Source organism: Affinundibacterium macrobrachii, assembly GCF_014652415.1.
Classification (GTDB): domain Bacteria; phylum Pseudomonadota; class Gammaproteobacteria; order Burkholderiales; family Burkholderiaceae_D; genus Undibacterium; species Undibacterium macrobrachii.
The window spans coordinates 331,252-352,081 of sequence record NZ_BMYT01000002.1 but is presented as its reverse complement, the minus strand read 5'-3'; the positions used below and the strand labels follow the sequence as shown (position 1 = coordinate 352,081).

At 42.7% G+C, this 20,830-nt stretch carries 20 protein-coding genes; 14 read left to right on the top strand and 6 right to left on the bottom strand.

All coding sequences use genetic code 11. The annotated features are described in order from the left end of the window. Nucleotides 1-16: 16 nt before the first annotated feature. Complete coding sequence (locus IE103_RS07300) at nt 17-778, bottom strand: TSUP family transporter (protein WP_189345383.1); 762 nt, start codon at nt 776-778, stop codon at nt 17-19. Between the two features lie 393 nt (nt 779-1,171). Here IE103_RS07300 and IE103_RS07295 point away from each other — a divergent pair, with 393 nt between their 5' ends. Further along, the gene (locus IE103_RS07295; RefSeq protein ID WP_189345382.1) at nt 1,172-4,063 is read left to right on the top strand and encodes a TonB-dependent receptor domain-containing protein; all 2,892 of its coding nucleotides are present in this window, start codon (nt 1,172-1,174) and stop codon (nt 4,061-4,063) included. Between the two features lie 232 nt (nt 4,064-4,295). Continuing rightward, on the top strand, nt 4,296-5,021 hold the full coding sequence (locus IE103_RS07290) for a chitinase (RefSeq protein ID WP_189345381.1): 726 nt from the start codon (nt 4,296-4,298) through the stop codon (nt 5,019-5,021). A 76-nt stretch (nt 5,022-5,097) separates the two neighbouring features. Here the strand turns inward: IE103_RS07290 and IE103_RS07285 are convergent, their stop codons facing one another. Next, a complete protein-coding gene (locus IE103_RS07285; protein ID WP_189345380.1) occupies nt 5,098-6,591 on the bottom strand; it encodes a CoA-acylating methylmalonate-semialdehyde dehydrogenase in 1,494 nt (497 codons plus the stop codon). A 117-nt stretch (nt 6,592-6,708) separates the two neighbouring features. On the opposite strand from IE103_RS07285, the gene IE103_RS07280 reads away from it, so the two are divergent. From IE103_RS07280 to IE103_RS07255, 6 genes are all read left to right on the top strand, one after another. Beyond that, nucleotides 6,709-6,966, top strand: coding sequence for a hypothetical protein (locus IE103_RS07280; RefSeq protein ID WP_189345379.1), 258 nt, complete (start codon nt 6,709-6,711; stop codon nt 6,964-6,966). Between the two features lie 78 nt (nt 6,967-7,044). Continuing rightward, nucleotides 7,045-7,950: an FKBP-type peptidyl-prolyl cis-trans isomerase gene (locus IE103_RS18575; protein WP_189345378.1), complete on the top strand. Its 906-nt coding sequence runs from the start codon at nt 7,045-7,047 to the stop codon at nt 7,948-7,950. A 1-nt stretch (nt 7,951) separates the two neighbouring features. After that, nucleotides 7,952-8,476 (top strand): YgjP-like metallopeptidase domain-containing protein, encoded by a 525-nt coding sequence (locus tag IE103_RS07270; RefSeq protein WP_229827162.1) that lies wholly within the window; start codon nt 7,952-7,954, stop codon nt 8,474-8,476. 24 nt (nt 8,477-8,500) lie between these two features. Next, the gene (gene glpK, locus IE103_RS07265; protein WP_189345377.1) at nt 8,501-9,970 is read left to right on the top strand and encodes a glycerol kinase GlpK; all 1,470 of its coding nucleotides are present in this window, start codon (nt 8,501-8,503) and stop codon (nt 9,968-9,970) included. A gap of 61 nt (nt 9,971-10,031) precedes the next feature. Next, complete coding sequence (locus IE103_RS07260; RefSeq protein ID WP_189345376.1) at nt 10,032-10,562, top strand: SRPBCC family protein; 531 nt, start codon at nt 10,032-10,034, stop codon at nt 10,560-10,562. A gap of 20 nt (nt 10,563-10,582) precedes the next feature. Beyond that, the gene (locus IE103_RS07255; protein WP_189345375.1) at nt 10,583-11,071 is read left to right on the top strand and encodes a hypothetical protein; all 489 of its coding nucleotides are present in this window, start codon (nt 10,583-10,585) and stop codon (nt 11,069-11,071) included. Nucleotides 11,072-11,157: 86 nt separating this feature from the next. Here IE103_RS07255 and putP read toward each other — a convergent pair whose 3' ends face one another. Further along, nucleotides 11,158-12,636, bottom strand: a complete 1,479-nt coding sequence (gene putP, locus IE103_RS07250; RefSeq protein WP_189345374.1) for a sodium/proline symporter PutP — start codon at nt 12,634-12,636, stop codon at nt 11,158-11,160. A gap of 705 nt (nt 12,637-13,341) precedes the next feature. Here putP and IE103_RS07245 point away from each other — a divergent pair. From IE103_RS07245 to IE103_RS07235, 3 genes are all read left to right on the top strand, one after another. Then, nucleotides 13,342-13,704 carry a hypothetical protein gene (locus tag IE103_RS07245; RefSeq protein WP_189345373.1) on the top strand — a complete coding sequence of 121 codons (363 nt, stop codon included), beginning with the start codon at nt 13,342-13,344 and terminating at the stop codon, nt 13,702-13,704. Between the two features lie 142 nt (nt 13,705-13,846). Continuing rightward, nucleotides 13,847-15,088 (top strand): DUF3419 family protein, encoded by a 1,242-nt coding sequence (locus IE103_RS07240; protein WP_189345372.1) that lies wholly within the window; start codon nt 13,847-13,849, stop codon nt 15,086-15,088. 311 nt (nt 15,089-15,399) lie between these two features. After that, entirely contained in the window at nt 15,400-16,185 is a 786-nt protein-coding gene (locus IE103_RS07235; protein WP_189345371.1) for a 5'-methylthioadenosine/adenosylhomocysteine nucleosidase, read from the top strand. Between the two features lie 313 nt (nt 16,186-16,498). Here the strand turns inward: IE103_RS07235 and IE103_RS07230 are convergent, their stop codons facing one another. Genes IE103_RS07230 through IE103_RS07220 form a run of 3 tightly spaced genes read right to left on the bottom strand, consistent with a single transcriptional unit; the run spans nt 16,499 to nt 18,621 of the window. Next, nucleotides 16,499-17,326 (bottom strand): LytR/AlgR family response regulator transcription factor, encoded by an 828-nt coding sequence (locus IE103_RS07230; protein ID WP_189345784.1) that lies wholly within the window; start codon nt 17,324-17,326, stop codon nt 16,499-16,501. Further along, a complete protein-coding gene (locus tag IE103_RS07225; RefSeq protein WP_189345370.1) occupies nt 17,319-18,209 on the bottom strand; it encodes a sensor histidine kinase in 891 nt (296 codons plus the stop codon). Before IE103_RS07225 ends, IE103_RS07230 begins: the two co-directional genes overlap by 8 nt. 1 nt (nt 18,210) lies before the next feature. Further along, nucleotides 18,211-18,621: a hypothetical protein gene (locus IE103_RS07220; RefSeq protein WP_189345369.1), complete on the bottom strand. Its 411-nt coding sequence runs from the start codon at nt 18,619-18,621 to the stop codon at nt 18,211-18,213. 318 nt (nt 18,622-18,939) lie between these two features. On the opposite strand from IE103_RS07220, the gene IE103_RS07215 reads away from it, so the two are divergent. The 3 genes from IE103_RS07215 to IE103_RS07205 are packed head-to-tail and all read left to right on the top strand — an operon-like array spanning nt 18,940 to nt 20,765. Continuing rightward, nucleotides 18,940-19,491 carry a hypothetical protein gene (locus tag IE103_RS07215; RefSeq protein ID WP_189345368.1) on the top strand — a complete coding sequence of 184 codons (552 nt, stop codon included), beginning with the start codon at nt 18,940-18,942 and terminating at the stop codon, nt 19,489-19,491. 52 nt (nt 19,492-19,543) lie between these two features. Beyond that, nucleotides 19,544-19,882, top strand: a complete 339-nt coding sequence (locus IE103_RS07210) for a DUF1840 domain-containing protein (RefSeq protein WP_189345367.1) — start codon at nt 19,544-19,546, stop codon at nt 19,880-19,882. Between the two features lie 4 nt (nt 19,883-19,886). Beyond that, entirely contained in the window at nt 19,887-20,765 is an 879-nt protein-coding gene (locus tag IE103_RS07205; RefSeq protein WP_189345366.1) for an alpha/beta hydrolase, read from the top strand. Nucleotides 20,766-20,830: the final 65 nt, after the last annotated feature.

Sequence of the window (20,830 nt, the reverse complement as noted above, 5' to 3'; positions counted from 1 at the left end):
TTCACGTGAAACATCCCTACTTCAAAAAAGCATCATAGGACGTTTTCATCACCAAACAACTTACCACAAACAAAAAGAGGATGCGAACAAATCCACTACCCCGCTGAATCGCCACACGACTCCCCACAACGGAACCGATCACGCCACACACCGCCATACCCAATCCTAGCATCCACATAACGTGACCGCTGAACCCAAACCAAAGTAAAGCAGCAGCATTGCAAGCTACATTCAATACCTTGGCAGAGGCAGACGCATGCAGAAAATCGTAACCAAAAACACGAACAAAAATGAAGATAAAAAAGCTACCAGTACCAGGCCCAAAGAATCCATCATAAAAACCGATCGCACACCCAACCAACAATGCCAAGTAAAGCTCTTGTCGACCAGAGTACATGAGCTTAGATTGTGTGCCTAAATCCTTTTTCCAAAACGTATATATTGCTATCGCAACTAGAATGAACGGCAATGCCTTCCGAAGATAAGTTGGAGGTATATGTGTAACGGTGATCGCGCCAAGAAATGAAAAAGCGAAAGCTGCAACACATGCAGGAACAATCACTGCCCAAGGCAAGCGCACAGCTTTCACATAATTTACCGCTGCAACGGATGTTCCCCATACGCCAGCAAATTTACTGGTACCCAACAAACTGGCAGGAGCAGCGCCAGGGAAAACCGAAAATAAGGCTGGCAACTGAATCAAACCACCACCGCCAACCACCGCATCAATAAATCCAGCAAAAAAAGCTGCGAAACCTAACAATACATAGTCAAACACATGACTCCCACATAAGCAAAAATTGGCAAAAAAACAGAATTAAGTTCGAACAAATAAGCTCATTCACTATGCAACAAAAACCGCAGTCTACGCTCACGAAAGCACCGAAAAATCAATCGAATTGCCGCAAATTAACTACAAAAACAACACTCTTTTTCTACGGCGAAAAACACTGTTGTATCGCTCAAACAGAACAGTATCTTTAATTGACATGACGTAAGTGGAAATGGTCTCATTGCGCCTGCATCTACTAAAGCTAGTGTATGCAATCAAAGACACGCAATAAAGACGTGCTGAAAGAAAGATAACGCAAGAGGGAAGTAGCAAATCTCACAATTATCAACAAATGGTGCAGTTCCTCAAAAAAATCATCATATCCACAAGGAGTACTAAATGATTGAAAAAATCTTGTCGCGTTCTATGCGACTGATGTTTACAGGTGGTGTTGTCGCGAGTATGGGCGCGATGGCTTTACCAGCAATGGCACAAGACAAAAAAGTTGAAACTGTTGTTGTTACTGGTACACGCATTACCTCCCCTGGTACGACATCAAATAGCCCTATCGGTTCCATCACTGCAGAAGAAATCAAATCTTCACAGCCAGTAGCTGTTGAAGAATTCTTCAAAGGCTTACCAGCTGCGGTTCCAGCGATTGGTCCAGGTACCAACAATGGCTCCGGTGGTGCAGCAACAATTGATTTGCGTGGTTTGGGTTCTAACCGTACTTTGGTATTGGTGAACGGTCGTCGTATCGTTCCTTACGACTTGAGCGGTACAGTTGATACCAACTCAATTCCTGTTGCTTTATTAAGCCGCGTTGATTTGGTCACTGGTGGTGCATCCGTAGTTTACGGTGCAGATGCTGTTTCCGGTGTTGCTAACTTCAATTTAAAAAAGAATTTCCAAGGTTTCGAAGTTAACTCCTCTTACGGTACAACTAGCAAAGGTGATGCACAACGTTACCGTACTGACGTCACCATGGGTGCAAGCTTAGACGAAGGCCGTGGCAATGTGGTATTGAGCTTAGGTCGTACTAAATCTGATCCTTTGACACAAGGTACACGCTCTTATGGTCTGAGCGCGTTGAACTCAGTAACAGGCGCTCCTGATGGTTCCGGCACAACAGTGCCAGCAGCGATGTCCACCACCAAAGGTACAGGCGGTACGGACGCATTGGCTGGTACTTGGCAAATCGATCCAGCAACGGGCAAATTGGTACAACCAGTTGGCTTGTACAACTTTAACCCGCTCAATTACTACGTAACGGGCTTGGATCGCTCACAAGCAACTTCTTTAGCTAACTACAAAATTAATGATAATTTTGAAGTTTATGGCGAGATGTTTTACACAGCGAGTAAAGTAGCTTCTACTTTGGCTGAATCAGGTACCTTCAATAACACGTTCAATGTACCTATCGGCAATCCATTTATTCCAGCTGCTGCACGTGAACAATTATGTCAACGTCGTGGTATTGCAGCTGCGGATTGCGTAGTTGGTAATTCAACTATCGTTCCATTGACGATCGGTCGTCGTATTACTGAATTGGGTCCACGCTTCAACGATTTCGATAACAAAACATTGCAATACACTTTAGGTTCGAAAGGTGAAATCGCTGGTTCTTGGAGCTATGACGCGTACTGGAGCCGTGGTACAGCAGATCAAACTCAAATTCGTAAGAACTGGGGCTCATTATCCAAAGTTAAGCAAGCTTTGAATTCTGTCGCCGCAGGTAAATGCGTTGACGCGTCAAATGGTTGCGTACCTTTGAACGTATGGGGTGCAGCTGGTTCGATTACGCCAGAACAAGCTAACTTCATCAACCAAAGCGCGATTTTGATGCAAGGTGTTGAACAAGATGTTGCAGCGGTATCGACTACAGGTGACTTGGGTAATATCCGCAGCCCTTGGGCAAAACAACCAATCCAAGTAGCGGTAAGTACCGAACAACGTAAAGTAACTGCCTATACAAAATCTGATGCGGCATCACAATTGCAAGGCGAGGTACTCGGTACTGGTGCACCTACACCAGATCGTACTGGTACTTTCAAATTGAAAGAGTATGCAGTTGAAGCGTTGGTTCCATTGCTCAAAGATTTGCCTTTCGCACGTGCTTTGAATTTGGAATTAGGTTATCGTCAAACGAATTTCGAAACAGCGAAAAATTCACAAGACTATGGTAGCTACAAATACGGTGGTGAATGGGCACCAGTGAAATCTATCCGTTTCCGCGGTATGGTTCAATTGGCGACTCGCGCACCAAACGTCAACGAAATGTTTGCACCACAAACAACTGGTTTGAGTAACTTGGCAACAGATCCATGCCAATTGAATTTGATCAATGCTGCAGAAGCCAACACTGCAGGAACTTTGTCTAATTTGTGCCGTTTAACTGGCGTTCCAGCTAGTGTTATCGGTTCACTCGACAAACCTTCTGCTGGTCAAATTAACCGTCAAACTGGTGGTAATCCTAACCTCGGACCTGAAGAAGCGAAAACCAAAACAATCGGTTTCGTGATTGAGCCTTTGCCAAAATTGGCAATCAGCCTCGATTACTACAAAATCGATATCACTAAGGCGATCTCTTCTCCAACTACCACTGACGTATTGGATGGCTGCTACTCTACGAAATTCAACCCAAGTTTGACGATGAACGCGTCATGCGCATTGGTATTCCGTAGCACAGCAAATGGTAGCTTCAACGGCACAGACTCTAAAGGTGTCGTGACAACTTTGTCTAACCTCGGTACACAAAGTACTGCTGGCTACGATTTGAGTGTCAAGTACCAAATGCCAATGACAGTCTTGGGTCTGGATGCGAAACATGGTCGTTTGGATTTGGGCTTTGACTTGAACAAAACTACGTCATATCACGCTCAACCAACACCAGCTTCTGTTGATCGCAATTGCTTAGGCTACTACTCTGTCGCTTGCGGTGGCCCAACATACAAAAACAAATTCAACCAACGTACAGCATGGACTGTGGGTGAATTCGTATTTGGCTATAACTGGCGTTATGTGAGTGGTGTAATTGAAGAACCAGGTGGCACCAACTTCTTGCCAGCTTACGCAAAAATTGATGCATATAGCTACTTCGATTTGAGCGCAGTTTGGAACTTCAACAAAAACATCCGCTTGAACTTGAGTGTTAACAATGCAGCTAACAAGTTGCCACCAGTTGTTGGTTCTACGATTGGTTCTACTGGTACTAATAGTGGTAACACCTTCCCACAATACTACGACGCAGTTGGTCGTTATTTCAGTGTAGGTGCGACGATTAAGTTCTAATTGAATTAGTTCTTATTCTTAGTACGTAAGCTTAAAAATGGCGGACTTCGGTTCGCCATTTTTTTCGTCTGTACAAGTTCAGATTCGAGCTTAATCGACTCTGAACAGCGACTCTGCATATAATTTTTCATAGTTCAATACCACTTCTTTGCATTCTGATAAATCTTTGATTAAGCTAAGCTCGCTTGTTTTCAAACCGATTCTCAACACGCGTTAGAAAGTTAAAGATCCGATGAAATACCTCTCTACTCTCAGTGCCGTCAGTGCCGCCTTAATTGCAATCAGCCTATCAGCGTGTCATCTCACACCAACAAAATCAGAAAAAGCACCTGGCTTTATGATTAGCGAAGCGCAATTTGAACAATTATTTCCCAAGCGCATACCGTTCTACACCTATGCAGGTTTACAAGAAGCGATTAAAGCTTATCCCGAATTTGGTAACTTCGGCAGCGAAGCAGAAAACAAGCGAGAAGTCGCAGCTTTTCTCGCCAATATCATGCATGAATCAATAGAACTACAAGCGATAAACGAGCTTGATAAAAGCGTGCACGATCACTACTGCAACGATAAACAAGGCGTACCCTGCGCTCCAGGTAAACAATACTTTGGACGCGGCCCTATTCAACTAAGTTGGAATTTTAATTACGCACTGGCAGGCAAGGCACTTGGCTTAGATCTATTAAATGATCCAGATATGGTTTCACGCGATCCAGCCGTTGCGTGGAAAACCGCACTTTGGTATTGGATGGAAATCAAAGGCTCAGGCCCACTACCAAGCCATGTTGCGATGAAACAAAAATTAGGCTTTGGTGAAACTGTACGCAGCATCAATGGTGCGCTCGAATGCTCAAAACCTGTCGACAATATCGGCTACAAGCAACAACAAATGCGAATCAAGAACTATCTCAAAATTACCAAAATGCTTGAAGTTGATCCAGGTAACTACACGGCTTGTTAGTTTTAGTCACACTTAGCCAGAGCAATGCGCTGATATTCGCAGTTCTGGCTTTTTAAATCGCTTACGTATCAAATCTCTATTTCGCTACAGGCATCGTGAACTCCGCTCCTTTCACAATGCTGTCCGGCCACCGCTGCATTACTGATTTATAGCGCGTATAGAAGCGAATTCCTTCTTCGCCATAAGCGTGCATATCGCCAAACAAAGAACGCTTCCAACCGCCAAATGAGTGCCATGCCATCGGTACCGGAATGGGCACATTAATTCCGACCATACCAACCTGCACTCGACGAGAAAATTCCCGCGCGGTATTACCATCGGCAGTGAATAAGGACACGCCATTACCAAACTCGTGACGATTAATTAGATCGAGCGCCGCACTGAAATCAGGAACACGAACTACGCATAACACCGGTCCGAAAATTTCTTCACGATGAATCTGCATACCCTCCTGCACATGATCGAATAGACTGCCGCCAATGAAGAAGCCTTGTTCATGACCTGCCACTTGTAATCCACGACCATCAACTACGAGCTGCGCTCCTTGCGCCACGCCGCTAGCGATCATGCTCTCAATCTTCGCCTTATGTGCCGCACTAATTACCGGCCCCATTTCAACTTGTGCTGCCATCCCATCACCTACTTTTAATGCCTGCACGCGTGGCTTCAATTTCGCCACTAATGCGTCGGCGATTTCACCAACCGCGACCGCGACAGAAATCGCCATACAACGCTCGCCTGCCGAACCGTAGGCGGCTCCCATTAATGCGTCTACCGCTTGATCAAGATTTGCATCAGGCATGACCACTAAATGATTTTTCGCTCCGCCTAAGGCTTGTACGCGTTTTCCTAAACGACTCGCTTCGCTATGAATGTACTGGGCAATCGGTGTCGATCCCACAAATGAAATCGCAGCGACATCAGGATGTGCCAACAAGGCATCAACTGCGACTTTATCGCCCTGCACCACATTGAAAACACCATCTGGCAAACCGGCTTGTTGCAGCAAATCAGCGATCAATAAGGAAGCTGAGGGATCACGTTCCGACGGTTTAAGAATAAAACTATTGCCACAAGCAATGGCAAGTGGCGCCATCCACATTGGCACCATAAAAGGAAAATTAAATGGTGTGATACCAACCGTCACACCAAGCGATTGACGAATATTCCAGTGATCAATGCCGCCACCGATATTGTCTGAGAACTGTGTTTTTAACAGTTGCGGCAAACCACAAGCAAATTCAACAACTTCAATACCACGGGTCACTTCACCCATCGCATCCGAAAAAATCTTACCGTGCTCACGCGTAATGAGCGCAGCAATTTTCTCTTGATTTTGTTCCAGCAATTCTTTGAACTTAAACATCACGCGTGCGCGCCGCAGAGGTGCTGTCTCTGACCATACTGGCCATGCCGCATTCGCCGCCGCTACTGCTTGATCAACTAAAGGTTGATCGGCTAACGCGACCTGTGCGACTTCCGCGCCAGTCGCTGGATTCAACACGGCTTGACTACGCGCATTTGTTGCGTTGACGATGGTGCCATTGATGTAATGTGAAATGATCGACATGATTACCCTTCTGCTATTCTCTAAAGCCAGCGACTAGATTATCATGTTGCAGCTTAGCGATACCAGTTTGCGGCGCAATTTCTGCGTCTTCTTCTACGATTTCACTTGAAGGTTTTCATGGCACGTTCCACCAAAGCGAGTAATGCAGTTCTACGACTACAACAGCGTAGCAACAATGCAGCCTACTCTATGGTTTCCACCGCCAGCGGGCATTTCTATCTGGTACTTGGACATGATCCAGAAACCCAAGAAAAATTATGCGCCCCTTTAGAAATCGATGAATTCGTTCGCTTCGTTAACAGCCTCAATAAAGAAGCACCACGTAAGGCCAGCAAATTAGATATGGCGTTTGAAGCCAAACTAAAACGTTCTTAGATCAAGGCTTATACGCAAACAGCTTAAGGCCTATACACCATTACAATAATTAACCAAGACTCAAAGGATATCAAGCTTATGAAATCACCACTCTTGATTAGCATCGCTCTCGCAACGACTGTTTGTATTCATCCTGTACATGCACAGGAACAAAAGACAGAACAAAAAGCGGAGCAGAAAGTTGAACAAAAAACGCAGCAAGAAAATGTAGCAAGTGCGACCGCAACCAGCGCCAGCAATGCGGCTGTTAGTCAAGAAGTTAGTACACCAGTAGCAGTACCTGTTTTGGAAAAAATCGATACGGTTGTTGGCACAGGTATCGAAGCTGTCGCCGGTAAAACAGTCGTCGTACATTACTCTGGCTGGCTACGTGATCCACAAGCAGAAAATCAGCGCGGCAAAGCTTTTGATAGCTCGGTCGGACGCGCACCATTTAGTTTCAATCTTGGTGAAGGCCGTGTGATTCGCGGCTGGGAACAAGGCGTGCCCGGTATGAAAGTTGGTGGCAAACGTACCTTGATGATTCCTTCCACACTCGCTTACGGTTCACGTGGTGCAGGTAAAGGAGTAATTCCACCAGACGCCGATTTGATTTTCGATATCGAATTACTCGATGTCATCAAAATGCCAGAAATCGAAAAAATCGACAGCAAATTAGGCAAAGGCGATGAAGCCAAGAGCGGCAACACGGTCACGGTACACTACACTGGTTGGTTGCGCGATCCTAAAGCCAAAGGGCAAAAAGGCAAAGAATTTGATAGCTCAGTCAAACGCGAGCCATTTAGTTTTACCATCAATGGTGGCGAAGTTATCCGTGGCTGGGATCTTGGCGTACAAGGCATGAAAGTTGGCGGCAAACGTACCTTAATTATTCCAGCGGCGCTTGCCTATGGTGCGCGTGAGGTTGGTAATGGTTTGATTCCAGCGAATTCAGATTTGATATTCGACGTGCGACTTTTAAAAGTCAGCCCAGCGAAAAAATAAGGTGAATACTGAATCAAACAAATTGACTTACTTAACCGCCTATCCTGAGCACTTACAAGCACAGGTTAGGCAGTTAATCGCGAACGATCAGTTAGCACAACATTTACGCAAAAAGTATCCGCAAACCCACGCAATTCGCACTGATAAAGCACTGTATCAATACGTCCAAGATTTAAAAAACGCCGCACTACGCAACGGCGATCAAATCAGCAAAGTCGTGTACGACAATAAATTGCATGTGATCAAAAACGCGCTTGGCACACACACCTATGTGTCGCGCGTCCAAGGTAGTAAACTCAAAACCAAAAATGAAATTCGCATCGCTAGTTTATTCAAAACCGTGCCGGAAGAATTTCTCAAAATGATTGCAGTCCATGAACTCGCGCATCTCAAAGAAAAAGCGCATGACAAAGCCTTCTATCAGCTTTGTACTTATATGGAACCGAACTATCATCAATATGAACTTGATTGCCGTCTATATCTAACCCAAATCGATATTTTTGGTGGTGAAGTCTGGAGCAGTTGAACGACCATCAATAGGAGCGCAAACATGGCTTACTTACTCGCACTTGACCAAGGTACTTCCAGTTCACGCTCTATTCTTTTTGATCATCTCGGTAATCTAGTCGCCTCATCACAACAAGAATTTACCCAATATTTTCCGCTCACCGGATGGGTAGAACATGACGCAATGGAAATCTGGCAGAGCCAACTCGCCACCATCCATCAAGTGCTCAAGCAATCCAACATCAAAGTACAAGACATTGCTGCGATCGGCATTACCAATCAACGTGAGACTACCGTTGTTTGGCATCGCAAAACAGGTCTACCAATCTGCCGCGCGATTGTCTGGCAAGATCGACGCACAGCAGCTTGGTGCGAAGAATTAAAGCAACAAGGCTATGGCAAAACCATACAAGAAAAAACGGGCTTGCTGCTTGATCCGTATTTCTCTGCCAGCAAAATCGCATGGATTCTGCGCCACGTGCCAGAAGCGCGCGCGCTGGCCGATCGCGGTGAACTCGCGTTTGGCACCATCGATAGTTGGCTAGCTTACCAACTCAGCGGACAGACCCGCCATGTCACAGATGTCACCAATGCTTCACGCACCATGTTATGGAATATTCATACCCAACAATGGGATACCGAATTATTAGATTTATTTGATATTCCACGACAGCTTCTACCTGAAGTCCATCCATCTAGTCATGATTTTGGTGCCAGCCATTTGTTTGGCAGTGCAATCCCAATTGCTGGTATCGCAGGTGATCAACAATCTGCGCTGTTTGGACAAGCATGCTTTCACTCTGGTATGGCAAAAAATACCTATGGCACCGGCTGTTTCAGCTTATTGCAAACCGGTGCCTTTTGCAGTCAATCTCAGCATGGTTTAATCAGCACCACCGCTTGCCAAACCAATCAACATTCACAATATGCGTTGGAAGGCAGCGTCTTTATCGGTGGCGCTGTGGTGCAGTGGTTACGAGATCAGTTACAACTCGCGCCTAGCGCACAGGGTATCGCTGCATTAGCAAGTAGTGTTAGCGATAGCGATGGCGTAATCTTCGTTCCCGCTTTTGCCGGTTTGGGTGCCCCTTATTGGGACGCCAATGCACGTGGTGCCATCTTCGGCTTACACCGCGGTAGTACGGCTGCACATATCGCCCGCGCGGCGATTGAAGCGATCGCATTTCAAACCGCCGAGTTGCTACTGGCGATGCAAAAAGATAGTCCCGTTCCAATTGTCGAACTACGAGTTGATGGCGGTGCCGCAAGCAACGATGCGCTCTTACAATTTCAGGCCGATCTGCTCGGTATTCCTGTCATTCGTCCGCAAATAATCGAGACAACAGCGCTCGGCGTTGCGTATCTAGCGGGATTACAAACAGGTATCTACAATTCAGCAGAAGAATGTGCTTCACTATGGAAAGAGCAAGCGCGCTTTTTACCACAGATTAGTCAGATGCAAGCCACAAGTCGACTACAAGCATGGAAGAATGCCGTGAATCGCTTGCTTTGAAGTCTCGCCATCAAGCACAATCAATGGCCTATATCATTTAGAAAAAAAGGATGAAATTGTGATGAAAATCCTCAAACGCATGCTAATTGCTCTCTTGTGCCTGATTGGTTTCATCATTGCCCTTGCCTACCTAATGCCTAATCATTATGGCGTGATCCGCAGTATTGAAATCCAAGCACGTCCAGAAAAAATCTATCCTTTGATTGCTAGCCCGAAAGAATGGAAAAAATGGTCAGTCTGGAATCAGCGCGATCCCAACTTGGCGATCCTCTTTTCAGGTCCAGAAAGTGGTGCTGGCGCAGCATGGGATTGGAAGAGTGAAAGCCAAGGCAATGGCGGCATGAAACTGACCACCGTGGCAGCCAACCAAGTCGTCAATTATGAATTGCACTTTGAAGGTATGGGCAAACCATCTAACGGAGCATTAACCTTAGAGCCCGAAGGTAGTTCCACCAAAGTCACTTGGTCTATGGTCGGCAGTAGCGAAGGCAATTTTATGATGAAATTGTTTGCTCCATTTATGGATAAAATGGTCGGGCCAGATTTTGAAGATGGCTTGAAGAACTTGAAGACTGTAGCGGAAAAACCCTAGTTAAATTGCACGGAAAACGAATGAGCATTTTATATCTAACAAAAAAGAATGATGAGTTCATTTCATTTTGTTCTTGTACGGAAAGTTTGGTTGGCGATCCCGGGCAATTAGATTGCCCTTGGTGCGGTTGTGGCTGGTTATTTTCATGCACAAAATGCAGAAAGGCATTTTCTTTTGCTGTTGCAACTGAAATTGACAAAACATGGGAAGAAATTGCAGCTGAAGATCTGTATAGCTACAGTAAAAGGCAAGCTACACATGAAGAAATATCAGAATGGATTGAAAATATGCAGGCCATGCAATCTGAAATTGAGCTAGGAAAAACCTATGTTTATCTTGACGGTGTTTTTATAGCGACAGACGAAGAAAACATTTCAATTGAAGGTTGGTATGCCAAGCATGAATTTGAGCATGTTCCTCAACTTGCTGCTGTAACAAACTCAGAAATTAGAAAGCTGGTTTTATCAAATCCAGACTACTGGCGTAAAAACCAACTCAGTGATAAGTAATTTTAAAACTGAGAAAAGAAAAATAAGAAGGGTGGTAAAGTTTTCACCTTACCGCCCTTTTTGCTTCTAGATTCAATCAATCTAAATCAGCTAATTTGCGCGCGCATACTTGAAAATGCTGCTTTCATTTTTTCTGATGCTGGTGCGCCAAACTGACTGCCAATCCAAACTGCAGCGCAACCAAAGAAGAAGCCTGGTACCAATTCATACAGACCAAACCATTTGAACTCACCCCACACCAACACCGTCAAGGCACCGACAAACATACCCGCTAAAGCACCATTGCGGTTCATCTTAGGCCAGATCAAGGATAACAAGACCACTGGGCCAAATGCTGCACCAAAACCTGCCCAAGCGTTACTAACCAAACTCAATACACTACTAGTTGGATTCGCCGCAATCGAAATCGCAATCACAGCAACCACTAACACCATCATGCGACCAAACCACACCAACTCAGTTTGTGAGGCATTTGGACGGAAGAAAGGTTTGTAAAAATCTTCTGTCAAAGCAGATGAACACACCAAAAGCTGACAAGACAAAGTACTCATCACCGCTGCCAAAATTGCGGATAACAAAATACCGGCAATCCAAGGATTAAACAAAATTTGCGATAAAGAGATAAACACCGTTTCCTTATTTGCCGTCACCGCGCCCGCTTGTTCTGGATGCATAGCGAAGTAAGCGATACCAAAGAAGCCGACTGCAATCGCACCACCCAAGCACAAAATCATCCAAGTCATACCGATACGACGTGCGTTCTTAATCGTGCCAAAATTTTCCGCAGCCATAAAACGCGCCAAGATATGTGGCTGTCCCATATAACCCAAACCCCAAGCCAACAAAGAAATAATGCCGATCAAGGAAGTACCGCTAAATAAATCCGTGTATTTAGGATTGATGTTTTGGATCACGGTGATCGCTTCACTAAAACCACCCACATGCATAATCACCATCACTGGTGCCAATAACAAAGCAAAAATCATCAAAGTCGCTTGCACTGTATCGGTCCAGCTCACTGCCAAGAAACCACCAATAAACACATAAATAATCGTCGCTGCAGCACCGGCCCACAAAGATACGTTATAACTCATGCCAAAAGTTTCTTGGAATAAGCGCGCACCAGCAACCATGCCAGAAGCGCAGTAAATCGTGAAAAACACCAAAATAACAATCGCAGAAATAATCCGTAATAACTTACTGGTATCTTCAAAGCGATGCGTAAAATAATCAGGCAAAGTCAACGCATTGTTCGTCAATTCGGTGTACACACGCAAACGACCTGCCACCAAATGCCAGTTAAACCAAGCGCCTAAAGTCAAACCAATCGCAATCCAACTTTCAGAAACCCCCGAAAAATACAAAGCTCCGGGCAAACCCATCAACAACCAGCCACTCATGTCCGATGCACCAGCACTCATCGCCGTGACAAAAGCACCCAAACTGCGGCCACCTAAAATGTAATCGGATAAATTATTCGTAAAACGCCAAGCGGCGAATCCTATCCCTAACATCGCGAGGATATAGATAATGAAAGTGATGCTGGTTGGGTTACTAAAATCCATCTCCGTATTGCCTTTCTTTTTAAGTGTAATTATTTTGTATTTATCCAAACACGCGGATAAGCAAGCCCGCAGTATCGCTCAAGCCCACTGTTCTCACAAGCGCAGAACATCGTCAAATCATCATCAAATTGCGGGTTTATTCAGACCCTTATTTGGTCGCGCGGTTCCTAATCATTTATCACCAAAATAGAAGTAAATACAAAGTCTCATCACAGCCTAAAATTAGCAATTATTGTTCTAAAAAAAGGCAAAAAAGTATCTACTTATTTTGAAAAAGTGATTAAAGTAAATGAATTGATACAAGCTAGGCGTGTTAAATTCCGCCTATCGCCGTGCAAAAATACTTAGTCCTCGTCTAAATTATTCAAATCCTATTTGATGTATTTCCAACAAACTCAAGCTATCCAAGGCGGAATATCCAAGCATCGTTTTTACCGATACCTAAGCCTTTGCCTTATTTTGTTGATACACATAGGGACAATTTTGTTGTTCTTAAGGACAGTAACATCTAACCAAAATCCAAAGTACTCACACAAAGTCCTATTTTTAAGTGCGATACCTTCGCGCCAATCTACACAAGGCCCCGCTGAATCAATCCAGCAAGCGAAAGCCTCAAAAATAAACAAGGCTACACCAACAATTCGAATCGATAACAAAAACGAGATTCAAGAATCAAACGCAATATCAACCTCTAGCAAATCTGAGATGCAAGTAGTTGTACCTGACCCAAGCTCAGAAGTAGCAAGCGCAACGACAGCAATTCCCCTACAAAAAAATATCCGTGAATTAAGCCTAAGCTTAAAAGAAGATTTCTTAAAACAAGAGAAAAACTTTAGGCCAGATAGTAAAAACAGTAGTGAAGCAATGAAAAAATTCTCAAATGCCATCGCCGATGCGGCGCAAATTCAACGCGAGGGTGTAATTGTTGAGAAGAAATTTGCTTACGATGGTCGACCTGTAAGTAAAATCAAGACGCCCTACGGAACCTACTGCGTAAGACATCCAAAAGCAGGAGAAAAACCAGAATTGTCGCCACCACCGATAGCAGTCAGCTGTGGTCAACTTTGACCAACTCAGGCAATTAGCAAAAACAAAAATTATTAATCCTCGATAGATAAAAATAATTGTCATAAGCCTGTCACCTGATCAGCCTAGAGTAAGTCCTAATTTTATTTCTAGCTCAACTCTAGCCCAACTTCAGGTGTCCATCATGAATACGAAAGCCTATTTTCAGAATAAAACACTAAGTTCTGTTTTCAAAAATTGGGTTCTTGATTTTTTCGCGACGAAACAGTTTTTTTCTGAAGCTAAACCGCAAAACAAATTAATCCAATCACAAACTTGGGCCGATAGTCATATCGATTTAGAAGCCTTAGCGCTCAAGCCTGCAGCGAATATCGTGACTATTGCCGCCGGAGCGTGTCATGCTTTGGCTTATCTCAGCACCAAACCCGCTGCGGTGCACTGTGTAGATAACAATCCAGCCCAATTAGCCTTGCTTGAGATTAAAGCCAAAGCCCTAATGCATTTGCCAGACTATGACGCTGTCTTGAAATTTCTAGCCTTACCAAAGCAAAGTGATAATCTAAAACGCTATCAACGCCATTTGCGCGCCAATTTATCCGATCAAGCCAGTCGTTATTGGCAACAGCGCAATCTACTAGGTCGTCCACGCTACTATGCTTTTAGCCAAAATTTACAAGAGCACGGTTACTACAATCTTAGCCTGCGTTGTTTACGCTTTTTATTAAAACAGCTCGGGGCACGTTTTGACAAGCTGCAACAAGCACAAAATCTAGAACAGCAAAATCGTATTTTTGAGCAAGATATTTTGCCAGCATTACAGAATCCTTACTTTCTGTTCTTAATGCGACGTCGCTTCGTATTACATCGATTAGGCTTTAAGCAAAACCAAATCAGTCGCGTCAAAAACGCCAATCAAGACGAAGTTTCACAAATTTTGATACAAAGATTACGTCGCCTATTTTGTGATTTTGCGCTTCACGATAACCATTTTGCACAGCAAGTACTAGGCCAAACTTACCAAATTACACAACAACAAAGTCTACCTTTGTATTTACAAAAGGCGGTCTTTCCACAACTACGCCAATACGCACATCGCGTACATCCTCAACAAAGTCGCCTAATCGATTTTCTACAACAGCAACACGCAGAATCGATCGACGCCTTCGTCTTACAAGATCACCTCGATTATTTACATCCGAACGATATCAACACACTATGGCAAGAAATTAATCGTTGCGCCGCGCCTGGTGCCAAAGTGCTTATTCGTAGTTTAGGCACACAATTACCACTTCCACAACGCGTCTTTCAATCAACAGAATCGCATTGGCAAACCAATCCTCTTAGGAATCAAGAATTACAAAGCAAAGATCGATGCGCACTGTATGGCTCCCTATTTGTGTTTGAAAAAATAAATAAATCCAACTAATTATTTACAAAAATTCATACTCACTTAACACCAAAATACGCCAAAAATCTGTGGATAAGTCTTTGCATATCTTGAGGAGCTTATGTGCAAAACCACAGATGCTTTCCACAGCCCAAATCTTATGCAGAAACTATTCTTTTTCTGTACAAGCATTGTCCTAGTCTTTATCCTTGCGCTAAATCCTTGATTTCAATTCAGTAAACGCGCTTATCCACAAAATTTGCCAACGTTAACTACTACTACTATGTATATATATACCTTATGTATACAAAACAAAGCTGCTTACTCTCACCCAGCCATTTTTAGCAAACATGTCTATTTCTATTAAACCCAACACCACTGGTCTCATCTTTGCTATGCGTGAAGAACAAGAGGGATTACAAAACTTCATCAGCAATAAAAAAGTCCACCACATCGCTAAACGTGAGTTCATACAAGGCGAGTTTTACGGACATCCGATAGTCATGGTGCTAGCTGGTATAGGAAAAGTAGCCGCAGCAAGTACCACGAACCTCTTAATCCATCATTTTGGCGTGACACAATTGATTTTAAGTGGGGTGGCAGGTGCTGCTGATCCAAGCTTAAAGGTCGGCGATATCGTGATCGCTGATGCCTTACTACAGCACGATATGAATGCATCACCGTTATTTCCGCGTTTTGAAATTCCTTTAACGGGAAAATCACGCTTTCTTGTCGATAAAAATTTACAAGAAGCACTGCAAAATGCGACCAGCCAATTTATACAAACGATGCCAGCACATTTTTCTGCAAGCCAAATTGAAGAGTTTCAACTGCAAACGGTAAAAACACGTACAGGATTAATTGCTAGTGGTGATCAATTTATTCACGATAGCCATGTGTTAAGCGAGTTGAAACAAGCTTTACCAGATTTATTGGCGGTAGAAATGGAAGGTGCAGCGATAGCGCAAGTTTGTGATGAACAAAACTTACAGTTTGCGATTTTGCGTACAATTTCTGATAGCGCCGATGAAACAGCAGATGTCGACTTTCTTAGTTTTGTCAAAAACGTTGCCGCACCGTATAGCTTAGAAATTCTGAAGAATTATTTTGAAAATCGAAAAATACAAATCGACTAAGACACTGTTGCCAACAAAAACAACAATAAGAAAAATATTTTTTTGTGGATAAGGCTGTGTATAAGTGTTGGAGATTTTGTGTGGAACCCACTTACTTGTTCAAGCACAAAAACTTATACAAATTTTGTTGAGTATTCATACAAAGATTTTCCGCCTACTTATATTTTCTATAGAGCCTTGATTTTGCATGGTTAACTTCGCTTATCCACAAAATATTTCAACGTTAACAACTACTACTATTCATATATATAAACTTATTCAATTAAAAGAAAAACGTCGCTTTTTTCGTCTCAAAAAAAACTGCTGAAATAATTCACATTTGTTGAAATAAATGGGTATGATTGCGGCTCACTTCGAGTTTTTCGGAACATCCTTTTAAACCTAGCATTTGTCGACCACGAAAATCACGCGTAACTTCCGCAATCGCACTGACTCTGACTAATGTAGATCGATGGATGCGCCAAAATTCTTTAGGATCTAATTCATCTTCCAACTCTTTTAAGGTTTTACGAATCAAAAATTCTGCTTGTTCTGTTTGTACCAAAGTGTATTTTTCATCCGATTTAAAAAATAAAATTTCTTTGGTACTAATCATGCGCAAACTACTGCCAACACTGGCTTGTATCCAACGCAAATATTCTTTTTGTTGGATTTGTTGCTGCATTAATTGTGTCAATAATTGTTCTACTTGTTTTGATTGATGTTCTTGCTTTAGCTGTTCTACTTTTATTTGATCTTGATTGGTATTTGATAGAGCTAACTGACTAGTATTTTTTTCTGCAATTCTTTGTTGTAAACGCTGACAAGTTTGCTGCAAACGTTCTACGTCGATAGGCTTTAATAGGTAATCCATCGCACCGCGTTCAAACGCTTGAATTGCATATTCATCATAAGCAGTAACAAAAATAAGTATCGCATTTTGCGCCAACTGAGCTGCTGCTTCGATACCATTTTTTCCTGGCATACGAATATCTAAAAAAATAATTTGTGGTTGTAATTTTTCTGCTTCTTCTATCGCCACAATACCATTTTGCGCTTCCGCAATAATGCTGAGTTCAGGCCAAATTTGATTTAATTTGCTACGTAGATGTGCCCGCATTGGGGCTTCATCATCCACAATCATTGCTGTGATTTTATGCATGTTCATTATTTGTTTCTGGAATATGTAATGTCAATTTAGCGCCACCGGTTTCAGGAATCTCGATCACCAAACTCGCTTTCAAACCATATAAAACTTTTAAACGTTCACGAATATTGCTTAAACCAATTCCATCATCTGCATGTAAATCGAAACCAATACCGTTATCACTAACCTCAACTTGAATTTCCCGTTCACCTTGACGCGCAATAATCTGAATGTGACCACCATCTGTTTTTGGCTCTAAGCCATGCTTAATCGCATTTTCGACCAAAGTCTGTATCATCATTGATGGAAAAGCGACATGCTCTAGCGCAGCTGGGCATTCAATTTGATAAGTCAAACGTTCTTGCATACGTGCTTGCATGATATTCAAGTAAGCGCGTGACAGTTCTAATTGTTGCCCTAGTTTGCCACCACCTTGTTCGCGAATTTGCGGTAAAGCGGCACGTAAATATTTAATTAAATGATGATGAACAATCGATGCTTGATGTGGATCCGTTTCTATCAATTGGCCAATCAGAGCCAAGGTATTAAATAAAAAATGTGGTTCAATCTGTGCTTGCAAAGTCGCCATTTCGGCTTCTAAAACACGACGCTCTAAAGCTTCAACATCAGCGCGTGTCACGGCATCAGTCGCTACTAATTCCGCCTTACGTTTGCCGCCTGCCAAACTTTTAATCATGATTGATACAAAAGCTAACAGAGGTATAAATCCGCCTAAGCCTAAGATCGCACCAATGATCATTGCTAAGAACGAGACAAAGATGAGGTAGCTCCATGAAATGACGGCCAGCCAATCAAAAAACTTCCACCAAAATACTTTGCCTGTCTCCATCAAATCCAGCATGAACAAAAGTACTTTGTTCTTATCATCCGTTTTCATGTTAGCTCTCCTCATCAGGCTTTTGTTCTGCCGGCTTATGTGTTTCGGTTGTGCTAGTTTGCACTTGATCTTCTTTGCCAATAAAACACTTCAGTAACAAAGAACCAATGACAAGCCAATTTGCGAAGGATTGGATAGATAACAAACCACCGACGATTAATGTCAACAAACTAGCCAGCAATAATTTTCCCCAAGAGACATCAATAATCCATTCTGCATAACGTTGCCAAACATATTTAGCTGTTTCTGCCACGTTTAAAACAAATTCAAGCACTGGGTTTTTAGTATTCGTGTTCATGTTTTCTGCTCCTGAGTTAGTCGATTTTTCTGCATATTCGGATGAAGCGTTTTCAAGCACTATCAATTCTGTTGTCGATGAATTGGCTTGTGTTTCTAAATTTTGTGTAGTCATGTTGTTCTCCTCATTGTTGGTATTTGATTTACCGCTTTCGGTTCCTGCTATGACTACACAATAGCAATAGAAAAAAAACCGTTCTATGCTTCTGCGATTAAGCGTGTAAAGCTATAGATCAACGGTAAATTGAGCGGATAAATGGCAAGTAAATACCAAGTAAATCAGCGCAATGACTGGATAAAATCTTGAAGAGATGAATTTGAATGTCAGTTCAAGCGATACATGACCTACAATGGAGTCCATTCGACTATTTGATAAAAATTTTTAAATTTCTATCTTATAAATATTGCTCAAAAAATATGTAGGAAAAAATGTATGAATAACTTACTCAAGTCGATTTCTATTATCTTGATAGCGTTTGGTATTACCGCCTGTACACCCAAATTTGATTGGCGTGAAATTAGAAACGCAGACGCGCCATTTGTCGCTACTTTTCCTGGAAAACCGGCAACACATAGTCGAGACATAGAGCTTGATGGAATCAAAGTCAAATTACATATGACAGCCGCTGATGTGAATCAACTCAGCTTTGCGATCGCCTATGCAAAAATTGAAAACAATGATAAAAGTTTACAAGCACAACAGCAGCAACGTGCTTTGAGCGCTATGCAAGCAGGGATGTTAAAAAATATTCAGGGCTCAATAGTTCAAACAAATGCCACATCTGCTGTTAATTCTAGTCATCATTCCAGCCCCAAAAACACGATTACCGCGATCGGCAAGAAGCAAAATGGACAAGCGATCAAAATGCTAGCTCGTTTTACTCAACATGGTCCCTGGGTTATGCAAATCGTGATGATGGGAGAAGAAAAAGCATTTACCCCCGATATTGCGGATATGTTTTTTGACTCGATCAAACTTAATTAAAGTGCTGATTCTGCTGTATTTTCACCGATTAAATTTATTCTAAAAAATTATTATGCTAATTATTTTTAAATCAAAAGCAGCAGCTGAAGTGATTATGTATAAAGAACATATCGCCTCGGTATTAGAGATGTTGAATAAAAATGTCGATCGTGGCGTGATTACTGCTGCTGAAAGTGAAAATGCGATACAGCAAATTGAACAATTAATCGAAGCAGACAAACAACAACGTCTACAACAAGAGAAAATGCAATTGGAAGACGAAGAAGATTTAGATGAAATTGAAAAAAGAAAGAAACGCGATTTCGTTAGCTTATCAGCGCGTCTTTATCCCATATTAGAAATGCTCAAAGCCGCAAACAAAAAACAAACGGATGTTTTGTGGGGAATATAAAGCAATGACCGCACATGTAGAACATACCAATGAATTTTTTTTAGACGCTGTTGACGGCACTTCTCTGTTTATCCGTGATTGGCCTCTAGAGCATTCTGAACATGCACCTGGAATTGTGATCATGCATGGTCTTGGTGAGCATTCTGGTCGCTATGTACATGTCGCCAGATTTTTTAATGCCTTAGGTTTTAAGGTAAGAAGTTTTGATCTTCGTGGGCACGGCCAATCTGCTGGGGCTCGTGGTGATATTCCCGATGCGGATGCAATCTTACGTGATATGCGATTGGTCATTCATGACTTCTCTAAACAATTAACTCAAGCGCCATTGATATTGGCACACAGCATGGGTGGTTTGTTCGCGACCCGATTTGCATTGGAAGGATTAACACCCTTAAGCGGTTTGATTTTGTCTTCGCCAGCCTTCTCAGTTCATACTAGTTGGTTAGAAAAATGTTTATTTAAAGTTAGTCGCGTTGTGGTTCCGCATCTAGCGGTTGGGCATGGCACTAATGGACGTTATTTGTCGCATGATAGTGAGGTCGTTGCAGCATATCAAAATGATCCCTTAGTCCATGCCAGAATCAGTGCGAGTTTGTTTCAAAGCATGCTAACTACGATGCAGTATGTGAAAGATCATGCGACCGCATTAAAAATTCCAAGCCTGCTATTGATTGCAGATGGCGATGTCGTCGTCAATCCGCAAGGAGCAAAAAATTTTCAAGCAAAACTGCAAGCTTCGGCAAATGGACATTATTTACAAACAAAAATATATCCCGGCTTTTATCACGAAGTTTTTAATGAATTAGACGCATTAACGGTATTTGAAGATGTGCGAATCTGGTTAGATCAACAAAATTTCATCCCAGATGAAGGATTAGTTTAAGTCAGTCCACGTCACCGACAGTAACAACGACGACGCTAAGATTCGTCGATGAAATCACTGAATAC